At 64.7% G+C, this 14,106-nt stretch carries 18 protein-coding genes; 15 read left to right on the top strand and 3 right to left on the bottom strand.

Annotation, left to right across the window (positions count from 1 at the left end; translation table 11 throughout):
• The first annotated feature begins 10 nt into the window (after positions 1-10).
• The 9 genes from hisA (at position 11) to CEY08_RS06585 (ending at position 5,079) form a co-directional block, all read left to right on the top strand.
• A complete protein-coding gene (gene hisA, locus CEY08_RS06625; RefSeq protein WP_008160451.1) occupies positions 11-751 on the top strand; it encodes a 1-(5-phosphoribosyl)-5-[(5-phosphoribosylamino)methylideneamino]imidazole-4-carboxamide isomerase in 741 nt (246 codons plus the stop codon).
• Positions 748-1,566 carry an imidazole glycerol phosphate synthase subunit HisF gene (gene hisF, locus CEY08_RS06620; RefSeq protein ID WP_076816999.1) on the top strand — a complete coding sequence of 273 codons (819 nt, stop codon included), beginning with the start codon at positions 748-750 and terminating at the stop codon, positions 1,564-1,566. The genes hisA and hisF overlap by 4 nt, the downstream gene beginning before the upstream one ends.
• Before the next feature lie 282 nt (positions 1,567-1,848).
• The gene (gene hisI, locus CEY08_RS06615) at positions 1,849-2,253 is read left to right on the top strand and encodes a phosphoribosyl-AMP cyclohydrolase (protein ID WP_042795709.1); all 405 of its coding nucleotides are present in this window, start codon (positions 1,849-1,851) and stop codon (positions 2,251-2,253) included.
• Positions 2,250-2,600, top strand: coding sequence for a phosphoribosyl-ATP diphosphatase (locus tag CEY08_RS06610; RefSeq protein WP_042795710.1), 351 nt, complete (start codon positions 2,250-2,252; stop codon positions 2,598-2,600). Before hisI ends, CEY08_RS06610 begins: the two co-directional genes overlap by 4 nt.
• Positions 2,601-2,617: 17 nt before the next feature.
• A complete protein-coding gene (locus tag CEY08_RS06605) occupies positions 2,618-2,986 on the top strand; it encodes a histidine triad nucleotide-binding protein (protein ID WP_042795711.1) in 369 nt (122 codons plus the stop codon).
• Positions 2,987-3,000: 14 nt separating this feature from the next.
• Positions 3,001-3,228: a Sec-independent protein translocase subunit TatA gene (gene tatA / locus CEY08_RS06600; RefSeq protein ID WP_042795712.1), complete on the top strand. Its 228-nt coding sequence runs from the start codon at positions 3,001-3,003 to the stop codon at positions 3,226-3,228.
• 71 nt (positions 3,229-3,299) lie between these two features.
• Complete coding sequence (gene tatB, locus CEY08_RS06595; RefSeq protein ID WP_076816997.1) at positions 3,300-3,824, top strand: Sec-independent protein translocase protein TatB; 525 nt, start codon at positions 3,300-3,302, stop codon at positions 3,822-3,824.
• On the top strand, positions 3,821-4,612 hold the full coding sequence (gene tatC / locus CEY08_RS06590; RefSeq protein ID WP_042795714.1) for a twin-arginine translocase subunit TatC: 792 nt from the start codon (positions 3,821-3,823) through the stop codon (positions 4,610-4,612). Before tatB ends, tatC begins: the two co-directional genes overlap by 4 nt.
• 77 nt (positions 4,613-4,689) lie before the next feature.
• Positions 4,690-5,079, top strand: a complete 390-nt coding sequence (locus tag CEY08_RS06585; protein ID WP_076816995.1) for a helix-turn-helix domain-containing protein — start codon at positions 4,690-4,692, stop codon at positions 5,077-5,079.
• On the opposite strand, the gene CEY08_RS06580 is transcribed toward CEY08_RS06585, so the two are convergent.
• The gene (locus CEY08_RS06580) at positions 5,076-6,236 is read right to left on the bottom strand and encodes a trypsin-like peptidase domain-containing protein (RefSeq protein WP_076816993.1); all 1,161 of its coding nucleotides are present in this window, start codon (positions 6,234-6,236) and stop codon (positions 5,076-5,078) included. The genes CEY08_RS06585 and CEY08_RS06580 overlap by 4 nt on opposite strands.
• A gap of 19 nt (positions 6,237-6,255) precedes the next feature.
• Between CEY08_RS06580 and CEY08_RS06575 the strand changes: the two genes are divergently transcribed.
• The 3 genes from CEY08_RS06575 (at position 6,256) to CEY08_RS06565 (ending at position 9,314) form a co-directional block, all read left to right on the top strand.
• Positions 6,256-7,032, top strand: a complete 777-nt coding sequence (locus tag CEY08_RS06575) for a Nif3-like dinuclear metal center hexameric protein (protein WP_076816991.1) — start codon at positions 6,256-6,258, stop codon at positions 7,030-7,032.
• A gap of 274 nt (positions 7,033-7,306) precedes the next feature.
• Positions 7,307-7,933, top strand: a complete 627-nt coding sequence (locus CEY08_RS06570) for a glutathione S-transferase family protein (RefSeq protein WP_076816990.1) — start codon at positions 7,307-7,309, stop codon at positions 7,931-7,933.
• A gap of 49 nt (positions 7,934-7,982) precedes the next feature.
• Complete coding sequence (locus CEY08_RS06565) at positions 7,983-9,314, top strand: MFS transporter (protein WP_076816988.1); 1,332 nt, start codon at positions 7,983-7,985, stop codon at positions 9,312-9,314.
• 35 nt (positions 9,315-9,349) lie between these two features.
• Here CEY08_RS06565 and CEY08_RS06560 read toward each other — a convergent pair whose 3' ends face one another.
• Positions 9,350-10,372, bottom strand: coding sequence for a helix-turn-helix transcriptional regulator (locus CEY08_RS06560; RefSeq protein ID WP_076816986.1), 1,023 nt, complete (start codon positions 10,370-10,372; stop codon positions 9,350-9,352).
• A gap of 145 nt (positions 10,373-10,517) precedes the next feature.
• On the opposite strand from CEY08_RS06560, the gene CEY08_RS06555 reads away from it, so the two are divergent.
• On the top strand, positions 10,518-11,285 hold the full coding sequence (locus CEY08_RS06555; protein ID WP_076816983.1) for an aldolase: 768 nt from the start codon (positions 10,518-10,520) through the stop codon (positions 11,283-11,285).
• 122 nt (positions 11,286-11,407) lie between these two features.
• Here the strand turns inward: CEY08_RS06555 and mscL are convergent, their stop codons facing one another.
• Complete coding sequence (gene mscL, locus CEY08_RS06550) at positions 11,408-11,854, bottom strand: large conductance mechanosensitive channel protein MscL (protein ID WP_076816981.1); 447 nt, start codon at positions 11,852-11,854, stop codon at positions 11,408-11,410.
• A gap of 140 nt (positions 11,855-11,994) precedes the next feature.
• On the opposite strand from mscL, the gene petA reads away from it, so the two are divergent.
• Both petA and CEY08_RS06540 read left to right on the top strand, forming a co-directional pair.
• Positions 11,995-12,630, top strand: coding sequence for a ubiquinol-cytochrome c reductase iron-sulfur subunit (gene petA, locus CEY08_RS06545; protein ID WP_042795721.1), 636 nt, complete (start codon positions 11,995-11,997; stop codon positions 12,628-12,630).
• Between the two features lie 74 nt (positions 12,631-12,704).
• Positions 12,705-14,093 (top strand): cytochrome b, encoded by a 1,389-nt coding sequence (locus CEY08_RS06540; protein WP_042795722.1) that lies wholly within the window; start codon positions 12,705-12,707, stop codon positions 14,091-14,093.
• Positions 14,094-14,106: the final 13 nt, after the last annotated feature.

Genomic DNA, 14,106 nt, shown 5'->3' with positions numbered 1-14,106 from the left:
GCTGCCCACCATGCTGCTGATCCCCGCCATCGATCTCAAAGACGGGCGCTGCGTGCGCCTGCGCCAGGGTGACCTGGACGATGCAACGGTGTTCTCTGAAGACCCCGCCGCCATGGCCAACCGCTGGCTGGACCAAGGCGCGCGCCGCCTCCATCTGGTCGACCTGAACGGCGCCGTCGCCGGCAAACCGAAGAACGAAGCCCCCATCAAGGCGATTCTGGACGCTGTCGGCGACGACATCCCCGTACAGATCGGCGGCGGCATCCGCGACCTCGACACCATCGAGCGCTATCTCGACGCCGGCATCTCCTACGTGATCATCGGCACGGCCGCGGTCAAGAACCCCGGCTTCCTGCAAGACGCCTGCGGCGCCTTTCCGGGCCAGATCATCGTCGGCCTGGACGCCCGCGACGGCAAGATCGCCACCGACGGCTGGAGCAAGCTCACCCGCCACGACGTGCTCGACCTGGCCAAGAAGTTCGAGGACTACGGCTGCGAAGCCATCATCTACACCGACATCGGCCGTGACGGCATGCTCTCGGGTGTCAACGTCGAAGCCACGGTCCGCCTGGCCCAGCACGTGCGCATCCCCGTTTACGCGTCGGGCGGCATCGCCGGCATCCAGGACATCGAAGCCCTGTGCGCCGTCGAAGAAGAAGGCGTCGAAGGCGCCATCCTCGGCCGCAGCATCTACGAAGGCACGCTCGACTTCCAGGCAGCGCAGGCGCGCGCCGACGAATTGGCAAAATGACCACCTCCAGCAGCACCCCCGCGGGCAGCGCGCCCACGCAAAGCGCGCTGACCCGCCGCATCATTCCCTGCCTTGACGTTACCGCGGGCCGCGTCGTCAAAGGCGTGAACTTCGTCAACCTGCTCGATGCCGGCGACCCCGTCGAAATCGCGCGGCGCTACAACGAACAGGGCGCCGACGAACTCACTTTCCTCGACATCACCGCCACCAGCGACGGCCGCGACCTGATCCTGCCCATCATCGAGCAGGTCGCGTCGCAGGTCTTCATTCCGCTGACGGTAGGTGGCGGCGTGCGCCAGGTGTCCGACATCCAGCGCCTGCTGAACGCGGGCGCCGACAAGATCAGCATCAACAGCGCCGCCGTGGCCAATCCGGAGCTGGTCCGGGCTGCCTCGGACTACCACGGCTCGCAATGCGTGGTGGTAGCCATCGACGCTCGCCGCGTGTCGGCCGAAGGCGAACCCGCCCGCTGGGAAGTCTTCACGCACGGCGGCCGCAAGGCCACCGGGCTGGACGCCGTGGCCTGGGCCCGCCGCATGGCCGCCTATGGCGCCGGTGAAATCCTGCTGACCAGCATGGACCGGGACGGCACCAAGTCCGGCTTCGACCTGGAACTCACGCGCGCCGTCTCGGACGCCGTGCCCGTGCCCGTGATCGCATCCGGCGGAGTGGGCAACCTGCAGCATCTGGCCGACGGCGTCACCACCGGCCGCGCCAGCGCGGTCCTGGCCGCCAGTATCTTCCACTTCGGCCAGCACACCGTGGGCGAGTGCAAGCGCTTCATGGCTGGGCAGGGCATCCCCGTGAGGATGTGACCGCCCCGAAGCGCCTGCGGCGCTTCCCCCCAGGGGGGCGCCGCTGCGGGCCGGCAGAGCCGGATCCACGCGGCCCCCGCTCCGGCGGCACCTCGAATTACTTAGGCCAGATTGCTTGGCACGCAATGAAAAACCCGGCTCGGCCGGGCTGAATTGGGGATAGTCTGGATCAGTTTGGGACGCCCCTCTCAGGCGTGCAACAAGGTATTGCCGTAAGATTATGAGTCCCCACGCGCCAGTGGCGGCCTGCAAGGCGCCGCGCGAGGACAACGGATGAATGAGATGAGCAACGAACCCGCCTGGATGGCCGACGTCGTCTTCGACGAAAACGGCCTGATACCCGCCATCGCGCAGGACGCCGAAAACGGCCAGATCATGATGGTGGCCTGGATGAACCGCGAATCGCTCGCCGAAACGGCCGCCACCGGGCGAGCGGTCTACTGGTCGCGTTCGCGCCAGCGCCTGTGGCGCAAGGGCGAGGAATCCGGCCACGCCCAGGAGGTCCATGAACTGCGCCTGGACTGCGACGGCGACGTCATCCTGCTCAAGATCCACCAGCAGGGCGGCATTGCCTGCCATACCGGACGCGCCAGCTGCTTCTACCGCCGCCTGGAAGGCCAGACCGACCAGGCCTCCTGGATCACGGTGGACCCCGTGCTGAAAGACCCCGAACTGATCTACAAATGACCGCTCAAGCCGCAAGCGCCGCCGAAATCCTGGCGCGCATCGCCGATACCCTGGAAACCCGCCGCCCTGAAAACGGCGGCGATCCCCAAGCCTCCTATTCGGCCAAGCTGCTGGCCAAGGGCCCGGACGCCTTCCTCAAGAAAATCGGCGAGGAAGCCACCGAACTCGTCATGGCCGCCAAGGATGGCGTGCCGGACCGCATCGTCAGCGAAACCGCCGACCTGTGGTTCCATTGCCTGGTGGCCTTGACGCATTTCAGGCTGCGGCCCGAAGACGTATTGGCCGAACTGGCCCGCCGCGAAGGCCTGTCCGGCCTGGTGGAAAAGGCCAGCCGCCCGCAAGACTGAACACGGAACCCAGAAAAATGAGCGACAACTGTATCTTCTGCAAGATCGCCGCTGGCGAGATCCCGTCCAAGAAAGTCTACGAGGACGAGGACTTTGTTGCGTTCCACGACATCAATCCGGCCGCGCCGGTACATTTATTGCTGATCCCTCGACGTCATGTCACATCCATGCAGGATATTAAGGGGGAGGACGCAGAATGGTTGGGTAGAATGATGTCGTTAGCGCCGCGGCTAGCCGCTGAAAACGGTTGCCGTCCGGGCCCTGATGGCGGATTTCGCATCATGATCAATTCTGGCGTCGAAGGCGGCCAGGAAGTCCCGCATCTGCATTTCCACATCATCGGCGGCTCGCGTCCCTGGAAAGGGCGCGTGGCCCCCACCGCGTAATTCGGAGAAACATCATGGGTAGTTTCAGCATCTGGCATTGGTTGGTTGTCCTGGTCATCGTGGCGCTGATTTTCGGCACCAAAAAGCTGCGCAACATCGGTTCGGACCTGGGCGGCGCGGTCAAGGGCTTCAAGGAAGGCATGAAGGACGCCAACGGCGACAAGCCGGCCGAACCGATCGCGCAGCAGCGCGTCTCCGGCGAAACCATCGACGTGCAGGCCAAGGAAAAATCCAACTCCTGAGCGCCTGCTCGGCTCCCGGGCCGTCCTGAACAGGCCGGCCCTTATTGCATCCACTCCCGAGCGGCCGTCGAATGTTTGATGTCAGCTTCACTGAACTGATGGTGATCGGCGTCATTGCCCTGATCGTCATCGGCCCCGAACGCCTGCCCAAGGTTGCCCGCACCGTCGGCCACCTGCTCGGGCGCGCGCAACGTTACGTCAATGACGTGAAATCCGATATCCAGCGGGAAATCGAACTCGACGAACTGCGCAAGTTCAAGAGCGAGATGGAAGATGCCGCCCAGGGCGTGCAGAAGTCGCTGAACGAAACCCAGGCCTCGCTGCAGGAACCCGTCCAGCAATTCCGCGCGGAACTCGACGAAGTCGCGCGCGAAGCCAGCGTCAAGACCGAGCCTGCCGCCGCCAGCGCGAGCCCGGCCGAACCCGAACGCAGCATCGCGCCCCCGCCCGGCCAGAACCATAGCCTGGATCTGGACCTGCCTGCGGTGCAGACGCCTGCCCCCGCTGCCACTGAACAACCCGCGCCCAGCGCGCCCAAGGCCGACGACGCCGCGCCCGCCGCCAAGCCCGTCGCGCCCTCCGGAACCCCGACGTGACCCAGGACGCCTCCCAAGAAGAAGGCCAGCAGGAGACCTTCATCTCCCACCTGGTCGAGCTGCGCACCCGCTTGCTGCGCGCCGCTGCCGCCGTGATCGGCGTATTCATCGTGCTGTTCATCTACCCGGGCGCGTCGGCCATCTACGACGTGCTGGCCCAGCCCATGCTGGCTTCGCTGCCGGAAGGCACGCGCATGATCGCCACCGGCGTCATCACGCCATTCATGGTGCCGGTCAAGGTCACGATGATGGCCGCGTTCATCGTCGCGCTGCCCGTGGTGCTCTACCAGGCCTGGGCCTTCGTGGCACCCGGCCTGTACCGGCACGAAAAGCGCTTGGCGCTGCCGCTCATCATCTCCAGCACCTTCCTCTTCATCGCGGGGATGGCGTTCTGCTATTTCGTGGTGTTCCGCACGGTGTTCCACTTCATCGCCACGTTCGCCCCGCAATCCATCACGCCGGCGCCGGATATCGAGGCCTACCTGAGCTTCGTCATGACGATGTTCATGGCCTTCGGCATCACGTTCGAAGTGCCCGTGGCAGTGGTGCTGCTGGTGAAGATGGGCGTGGTCGAACTATCCAAGCTGAAGGCCGCTCGCGGCTACGTGGTGGTCGGCGCCTTCATCATCGCCGCCGTGGTCACCCCGCCCGACGTGGTCAGCCAGTTCATGCTGGCCGTGCCGCTGTGCCTGTTGTATGAAGTCGGCTTGATCTGCGCTCGCATGGTGACGCCAAAACCGGATGCGCAAAGCGAGGCCGGTTCGGACTCGCTGACTGAACGCCACTGACCTGCACCGACGGTCCTGCCCACAAAGCAGGACCGTTTCACCTTGTGGGCGACCCGCGGCGAATCTACATTGCCCTCATGTCACTCGCCCAACGGCTGCACACCCTGATGCGGTGGCGCGGCATCAAAAGCCAAAATCAATTGGCGCGCATCTCCGGCGTACCGCAATCGTGCATTCATCGGATCCTCGTGCGCGAGGATCGCTATTCGCCGTCGCGCACCACCTTGCTGCGGCTGGCGCGCGCGCTGGACACCAGCGTGCCCTGGCTGACGGATGGCGTGGGTCCGGAAGGGGACGCGCCTCCCTGCAGCGCCAATCCCCTGGACATCGCCACCGACGGCTACCTGGCGGAAATCTCCGCGCTGCTGCGGCATCAGCCCGACAGCATCAAGAAAACCATCCTGTCGGCGGTGCGCCTCATGGTGAAGCCGCCCGCCGCACCCGCTCCTGGGCCAGGCTCGTCCTAGCGTGGTTTTCCGGGACGAGTCCCCACCACTACCGCCAGCTCTGCCGGCTTGCCCGCGCGCAATATGCCCAGCGTGGCGCTCTGGCCGGGCGGCAGCTGCGCAATCTCCGACAACAGGCTGGTAGTGTCGGCCATGCGCTTGCCGTTGACGGATTGCACGATGTCGCCCACGCGCAAGCCGCCGCGCGCCGCGGGTCCGTCGCGCATCATCCCCGCGATGATCACGCCCGTCGTATCGCGGTCCAGCCCGAAGGCGCGCGCCAGCTCCGGCGTCACGTCCTGCGGCTCCACACCCAGCCACCCGCGCTTGACCCCGCCCGTCCTGACGATCTCATCCATGACCTTGCGCGCAATCTCGATGGGCGTGGCGAAGCCTATGCCCATCGACCCGCCCGATTCCGAATAGATGGCGGTGTTGATGCCGACCAGGTTGCCCGCGGCGTCGACCAGCGCGCCGCCCGAATTGCCGGGATTGATCGCCGCATCGGTCTGGATGAAGTTCTCGTATGTATTCAGGCCGAGCCCGTTACGGCCAAGCGCCGACACGATTCCCTGAGTCGTCGTCTGTCCCACGCCGAACGGATTGCCGATGGCCAACACCACGTCGCCCACACGCAAGCCCCGATCCGGCGCCAACGTGGCCGCGGGCAGGGCGCGCAAGGTGGCAAGCTTCAGCACGGCCAGATCGGTGTCCGGGTCCGCGCCCACCACCTTCGCGGCGTCGCGGCGACCGTCCGCCAGCGCGACCTCGATCGCGTCCGCCGCCTGCACCACGTGATAGTTGGTCAGTACGTAGCCGTCCTGGTTCACGATCACGCCGGACCCCAGGCTCGTCGAGGCCTGGCGCCGCGTCACGCCCGGCACCTGGCCGAAGAACTGGCGCAGCACCGGATCGTCGGGCAAGGGGATCAATGGCACGTTCACGTGCTTGGTGGTGTATACGTTGACCACGGAGGGCGCCGCGCGAGCCACGCCATCCGCATAGGACGCCGCGGCGGTGGCGCGTGTGGCAGGCGGCCTTGCCGCGGCGGCTGCGGGCTGGGGGCCGGCCGCCGGCCCTGCCAGGCGCAGCAGGTCGGGCCGCAAGGTCGTCACCACGAATAGAATACCCAGGCAGACCGTGACGGCCTGAGCGAAGATCAGCCAATATCGGCGCATGATTCTGATAGGACTAGCTATGAGTAAAGTGGACTCCCACGTCCTGGCCAATTGGCTGGACGACACCCTGCAAGCGGCGCGCTTCAAAGACTATTGCCCCAACGGGCTGCAGGTGGAAGGCCGATCCGAAATCGCACACATTATCGCCGGAGTCACGGCCAGCGAGGCCCTGCTGCGCGTGGCGGTCGAGCGCGGCGCGGATGCGGTGCTGGTGCACCACGGCTGGCTCTGGCGCAATGAAGATCGCCGCGTCATCGGCACCCGCCGCGCGCGCATGGCCCTGGCCCTGAAAAACGACCTCAATCTGTACGCCTACCACCTGCCGCTGGACGCGCATCCCACGCTGGGCAACAACGCGCAGTTGGCGCGCGTGCTGGGCCTGACACCCGCGCTGCGCGACGATGGCGCGCCGCAAACCTGTGGCCCCGACAACCTGATCTGGCTCGGGGCTGCCGACGGCGTGGCTACGCTGGGGCAATTGGGCGAACGCGTGGCCGAGCGCCTGGGGCGCCAGCCGCTGGTGGTGGGCGATCCCGGCCTGCCGCTGGCGCGCGTGGCCTGGTGCACGGGCGGCGCGCAAGGCATGCTGGGCGACGCCGTGGACGCGGGCGCCAGCGCCTACATCACGGGTGAAGTCTCCGAATCCACGGTCCATCTCGCGCGCGAAACCGGCGTGGGCTTCATCGCGGCGGGCCACCATGCCACCGAGCGCTACGGCGTACAGGCATTGGGACAAGCGGTCGCGGAGCGCTTCGGCATCAAGGTCGAATTCGTCGACATCGACAACCCGGCCTGACAGGCACCGCCCACAACCCGCCAACCGCCCCCGCAAGGGGGCGTTTTCATTTCATGGCACCCAGGGTGGCCTGGACCGCCTCGCCGCCCGAATCGGCCCGACTCAGCTACGGGAAAACCAGAGTGCGCGATCAATGCAACGCCTGTGCGTCGCATCTGGTCAATCGCGGTTCTCTCCCTGTCAATTCCGGCCGCAATCCGCCGCCCTAGCATTCCATGCAGCCGCCCGCGGCCGGGCCTGTCCCGGCTGGGCATCCTCCCTGCGGAGCCATTGAATGCTGACACTCTACGACCACCCACGCTCCGGCAACTGCTACAAGGTTCGCCTCTTTCTTGCGCTCATCGGTAAAGGCTACCAAAGCACCTTCGTCGACGTGCTGGCCCGCAAGAACCAGACCGATGCGTTCGAGCGCATCAGCGCCTTCCAGCAGATCCCCGCGCTGACCGACGGTGACACCGCCATCTGGGACAGCCACGCCATCCTGCTGCACCTGGCGCATCACTACGCCCCCCAGTGGCTGGCGCCGCTGTCCCGCCTGGGCGCCATGCATGCCTGGATCTCGGTCTCGGCCAACGAAATCGCAAACAGCCTGCAGCCGCTGCGGTTGACGCGTGTCGTCAGCAACGCCGAAGCGGCCCATCACCTGGGCGTCAGCGACGCGCTGCTCGACGTGCCCGGGATGCAGGCCCGCACGGACCGCGTCCTGGGCCGCATGGAAAAGCGTCTTGCGGAGAACACCTGGCTGGCTGGCGGCGATGCGCCGACCGTAGCCGACATTGCCTGCTACGGCTACACGGCGCTGGCGGAAGAAGCCGACATCGACATGACCGCCTATCCCGCCATCGCGGCATGGCGCAAGCGCATTCAGCAGTTGCCCGGGTACGTGCCGCCGGGCCCGTGAGCCCGCGCGCTACGACAACAACCATTACGACAAGACAAGAGGGAATGACATGGACGCCATCCAGGCCGCGCAGCCTATTGCCCAATCACATCGAAAACCGAACCTGTTCCGGGTCGCCGTGGCGACCGTCATCGGCACCGCCGTCGAAGCCTTCGACTTTCTCGCCTACGGCACCGCCGCGGCACTGGTGTTCAACAAGATCTTCTTTCCGCAATTCGACCCGGTGACCGGCACACTGGCCGCGTTCGGCGCGTTTGCCAGTGGCATGCTCGCGCGGCCCATCGGCGGCATCCTGTTCGGCCACTTCGGCGACCGCATCGGCCGCAAGTCCATGCTGACCCTGAGCCTGCTGCTCATGGGCATATGCACGGTGCTCATCGGGCTGCTGCCGACCTACGAACAGATCGGCATTTCGGCGGCGGTGCTGCTGGTGGTGCTGCGCATCGGCCAGGGGCTGTCGTTCGGCGGGGAGATGGGCGGCGCGATGTTGATGGCCGTCGAACACGCGCCGCCAAAATGGAAGGCGTTTTTCGGCAGCCTGCCGCTGGTGGGCGCGCCCTTGGGCATCCTGCTGTCGGTGGGCTCCTTCGCGCTGGTGACGCGATTGCCGGAGGAGGACTTCCTGTCCTGGGGCTGGCGCCTGCCATTTCTCGCCAGTGCCGTGCTCATCGTGGTGGGCCTCTTCATCCGCCACGGTATCGACGAGTCGCCTGAGTTCGAACAGGTCAAACGCGAAAAGGCACAGTCCAGGCAGTCGCTGGAAGACAAAATGCCGCTGGGAGAATTGCTGCGCGCGCACGGCAAATCGCTGCTGCTGTGCATAGGCTGCAAGATCGCCGAAGTCACGCTGATCTATACCTTCCTCGTTTTCTCGGTGTCCTACGCCGTCTCCAAGCTGGGATTCAGCCGCGCCGACGCGCTGCATGCCCTGCTGTATGGCGCCGGTGTGCTGATGTTCACCATTCCGCTGTTTGGCGTGCTGGCCGACCGCATTGGCGCGCGTCGCGTCTGCGGCTGGGGAGGAATGTTCCTGGGTGTCATGGCCATTCCCATTTTTCTCGCGGTGGGCAGCGGGTCGCTGGTGGCATACAGCCTTGCCGTGTTCATCGCCATGGCCTTCAACTACGCAATCATGATCGCGCCGCAGTCCAGCCTTTACAGTGCCCAGTTTCCCGCGGACCTGCGCTATTCCGGACTTTCCATCGGCGTCCAATTCTCGGCAGCCATCGGCGGCGGCCTGGCGCCGCTGATCTCGGCCACGCTGGTCCAGAAGTTCGACAGCATCCTGCCGGTCGGCGTCTATCTCGCGTTCCTGGGTATCGTCGCGGGCACCTCGGCCTTCCTCATGAAGCCCACGCAACAAGACCTGCGCCGCGGCTGACGCGCCGGATCCGGCCCTGTGCCGGCGGCGCGAAACTACGCGCCGCCGCTTCCGGCCGTCTTGCGATACACGGCGGGGGACATGCCGAAACGTTCATGGAAGCGCCGGATGAAATGGCTCGCATGCTGAAAGCCGCAAGACGCAGCGATTTCCTTGATCTCCACGTGCGAGCGCCGAGGATCCTCCAGCGCTTCCCGCGCAAGTTGCAGGCGGCGTTCGCGCACATAGCTGGTGTATTGCAGCGACCGCATCTTGAACAAGCGGTGCACCCAGCGCGTAGTCACGCGCAGCACATCCGCCACTGCCTGCACCGAGAGTTCCGGATCGGTGATATGGGCGTCGATATAGCTGGCAAGCACCTGCCAGTTATCCGCGGGCGCGCGCGCATCTCCCGGTATCTTTTCCAACGCCTGGCTGGTGTAGATGGACGCCAGCAAGGCCAACAATGCCTGTTCGGCGAACACCGACGACGTGGGATTGGATTCCGCCTTGTCGAAGAACACATGATGCAGGCAGCGATGGGCGGTTTGCACCATGGGCAGGCCGGCCACGCCGCGCTGCGCGGTGAACTGCGACATCGCCAGGCTGTGCGCGCCCAACAGGCGCGACAACGGCCCCTTGACCACCACGATGCGCGAATCGGTGTACATCCGGATCTCGGACGGCAGCGCGGTCGTCCGGAAAATAATGTCGCCAGGTTCCAGCGGCAGGGTGGCCTCGTTCTGGACGATGACGCCGTGTCCCGCGATCACGAAGCTTGCGAGGAATTCCGCATGTTCCAGATCAGCCGCGTGCTCCGCGCGGTGCTGCACGCTGATCGGCGTGGACTCCAGGCTCACCACCAATCCGCCTGCGCGCAGGCGACAGGCCTGCAATTGCAGGCGCGGATGTTCGGTCAAGGCCCGGAATTCGCCCGGCAGCACCAGCTTGTCCAGTTCGCGCTCGTAGCCGGCAATCTCCTGCGCATAGAAAGGGCGGAATTGCGGCGCGAAGTTAAGGTCCGCCTCGGTACAGGCGGGCCGGACGGAATGAGGGGCGGTGTGGCTGGCGCGTGGCATGCTCGGAACACTCGATCGGGCCGGCCAACAATGGCCGAAAAGCGCCCACTGTCCTGTCGCTTTCGATCAACCCACGTTCGTGATCGGTCAATCGCCGGCAGCGGAGGCGGGCGTGTAATTAAGCCATTATCCCCAAGGAGACCCCATGCTGGAAAAACAAGCCCATGCCGACGCCTTCTTTGCGCGCTCCGCGAACAAGCTCGACTTCGGGAACTGGGGCGAGAAGGAAAAGGTTGCCCTGAGCTGCCGCATTCTCGCCAGTGAAGGCCATTCAGAAACCCTGGCGGGCCAGATCACCGTGCGCAAGGAGGACGGCACGTTCCTGACAACGCCCATGGCCCAGGCCTTCGATGAAGTTGTCCCGGACTCGGTCATCCGCATCAATGAGCACATGGAAGCGCTCGAAGGCCCGGGCACGCCCAACCCGGCCGTGCGTTTCCACTTCTGGGTCTATCGCCAGCGGCCCGACGTGCAATGCATCATCCACACGCATCCACCCTATGTCTCGACGCTGTCCATGACGGGCCAGCCGCTGGTCGTCGCGCACATGGACGCCACGCCATTCCATAACGATTGCGCCCACCTGAAGGAATGGCCCGGCCTGCCCATCGCCGACCAGGAGGGTGAAATCATTTCCGCGGCGCTTGGCGACAAGCGCAGCATCCTGCTGGCCAACCACGGCTTTCTGGCCGCCGGATCCTGCATCGAGGAAGCGCTGTACCTGTCGGTGCTGATCGAGCGCGCGGCCCGCAACCAATTGCAGGCCGCCGCCGCATATGGCGAGGTGAAGCCGGTGAACGATGCGCTGGCAGCCGAATCGCACGACTTCCTGCTGAAGCCCAGCATCGTGCGCGCAAGCTTCGCCATGTTCGCGCGTCGCATCGAACGGCAAATGGCTGCGGGACGGGACTGACGGGGAAAAAGACCAGGCAGCGTGTCGTTCAGCGGAGGCCGGCATGCGCCGGCGGGAACGACCGCTCGCCGAGGCCCGGACCCGCGCGTCTGCGCCGAACCCGGGCCTGCGGCATAGTCGAATCAGGGCTTCTTGAGCAGGTCGCGGATTTCGCGCAGCAGGGCCACGTCTTCGGGCGTGGCAGCGGGCGCCGGCGCCTCTTCGGCCTTGGTGCGGGCCTTGTAGATGGCCTTGACCATCCAGAAAATCACGAAGGCCAGCAACACGAAGTTGATGATGATCGTGACGAAGTTGCCCCACGCAAACACGTTGGCGCCGGCCTTGGTGAGATCGGCGTAGGTCATGGGGCCGTTGTAGCCGGACGGCATCGACAGAACCAGGAATTTGTTCGAGAAATCCACTGAGCCGCCGAGGATGAAGTTGACCAGCGGCATGACGATGTCCTTGACCAGCGAATCGACAATCTTGCCGAACGCCGCGCCGATGATGACACCGACCGCCAGGTCCACTGCGTTGCCTTTGACAGCGAAATCTCGAAATTCTTTGACGAAACCAGTCGCTTTGCTCATAAAAGCACTCCCTTCGTGATACGCCCGTGAGTGGGCTGGCGCTATAATACGCGGTTGCTATGTTGTTACAAATTCCCGCGAACCCGATGCCGCAGAGGTGATGCTACTCGTAGAGCGGGCGCATCAACAAGGATAGGAAGATGAGTCAGGATACGCTGGTGCACGATGATGACGGTGCGGTTGATCCCAACCTGCCACCTGATCCTTCGCGACGTTTCTGGGTTACCACCGCCTGTGCTGTGGGTGGCGTAGCAGGTGTCGCAACGGCAGTGCCGCTTGTGAGCACGTTTTCTCCCTCCGAAAAAGCCCGCGCTGCCGGGGCTCCCGTTGAAGTGGACGTCGGCGATATTCCCGTCGGCACCATGAAGACGGTTGAATGGCGCGGAAAGCCGGTCTGGATCATCCACCGGTCTCCTGAACAACTCGCCGGCCTGAAGACTCAGGACCCGCTGCTTGCCGACCCCGAGTCCAAGCGCCCCGGCTTCACTCCCAAATACGCCGAAAACGAAGGCCGCTCGCGCAAGCCTGAGATCTTCGTCTGCGTCGGCATCTGTACCCATCTGGGCTGCTCGCCCACGGCTCACTTCGAAAAAGGCGGCGGCCTCGGCGCCGACTGGCAAGGCGGTTTCCTCTGTCCTTGCCACGGCTCCACCTTCGATCTGGCAGGCCGTGTCTACAAGAACAAGCCCGCGCCTGACAACCTCGAAGTCCCGCCGTACCAATATCTCACCGACACCCGCATCATCGTGGGCGTCGATGAAGACAACAAGGCCTGACGCTCGCGTCGCGCTATTTTCCCGAATTACGTAAGTAAATCCGCATTACGCCACGTGAGAGAAGGAGCCGTTACATGGCTGGCGAGAAAACCGTCGAGACGACAGGCCTGTTGGGCTGGCTGGACCGGCGCTTCCCGGTGACCTCCACCTGGAAAGCCCATTTGTCCGAGTATTACGCGCCGAAGAACTTCAACTTCTGGTATTTCTTTGGCTCACTGGCCCTGCTGGTGCTGGTGCTGCAGATCGTGACCGGCATCTTCCTGGTCATGCACTACAAGCCGGACGCCGAACGCGCGTTCCAGTCCGTCGAATACATCATGCGCGAGGTCCCGTGGGGCTGGCTGGTGCGCTATATGCACTCCACCGGCGCGTCGATGTTCTTCGTCGTCGTGTACCTGCACATGTTGCGCGGGCTGCTCTACGGTTCTTACCGCAAGCCGCGCGAACTGGTGTGGATCTTCGGCGTCGCGATCTTCCTCTGTCTGATGGCGGAAGCCTTCTTCGGCTACCTGCTGCCCTGGGGCCAGATGTCCTACTGGGGCGCCCAGGTGATCGTGAACCTGTTCGCGGCCATTCCCTTCATCGGCCCTGAACTGTCCATCTGGATCCGCGGCGACTACGTCGTGTCGGATGCCACGCTGAACCGCTTCTTCGCCTTCCACGTCATCGCCATCCCCCTGGTGCTGGTGGGCCTGGTCGCGGCTCACCTGGTGGCGCTGCACGAGGTCGGCTCGAACAACCCGGACGGCATCGAGATCAAGCAAGGCCCGAAGGACAAGTACGGGCGTCCCAAGGACGGCATCCCGTTCCACCCGTTCTATTCGGTGCATGACCTGATGGGCGTGGCCGGCTTCCTGCTCGTGTTCGCGTTCATCGTGTTCTTCGCGCCGGAAATGGGCGGCTACTTCCTCGAGTTCAACAACTTCATCCCCGCCGACTCGCTGAAGACGCCTCCGCACATCGCTCCGGTCTGGTACTTCACGCCGTTCTACTCGATGTTGCGCGCCACCACCGACGAGTTCACCTGGGTGCTGGCGGGCGCTTCCGTGCTGGGCGCCATCGCGCTGCTCGTCAAGAGCAACCTGAAGGGCTTCATGCGCATCGCCGTCCCCGGCATCCTGATCGTCGTGGCCGTGCTGCTGCGCGTGATCGACGCCAAGTTCTGGGGCGTGGTCGCCATGGGCGGCACGGTCGTCATCCTGTTCTTCCTGCCGTGGCTGGACCATTCCCCGGTCAAGTCGATCCGCTACCGTCCGACCTGGCACAAGTGGATCTACGGCATCTTCATGGTCAACTTCCTGGTGCTCGGCTACATCGGTACGCAGCCGCCCAGTCCGCCGTTGAACGTCACGTCGCAAATCGGCACGCTGCTGTACCTGGCATTCTTCTTCCTGATGCCGGTCTGGAGCCGCCTGGGCACTTTCAAGCAAGTGCCTGACCGCGTCACGTTCCACGCCCACTGAGCCCACCAGATAA

Source organism: Achromobacter insolitus (genome assembly GCF_002209555.1).
In the GTDB taxonomy this organism is placed as follows: Bacteria; Pseudomonadota; Gammaproteobacteria; order Burkholderiales; family Burkholderiaceae_B; genus Achromobacter; species Achromobacter insolitus.
Note: the sequence above shows the minus strand (reverse complement) of the source record. Positions and strands in the feature narration are given on the sequence as shown.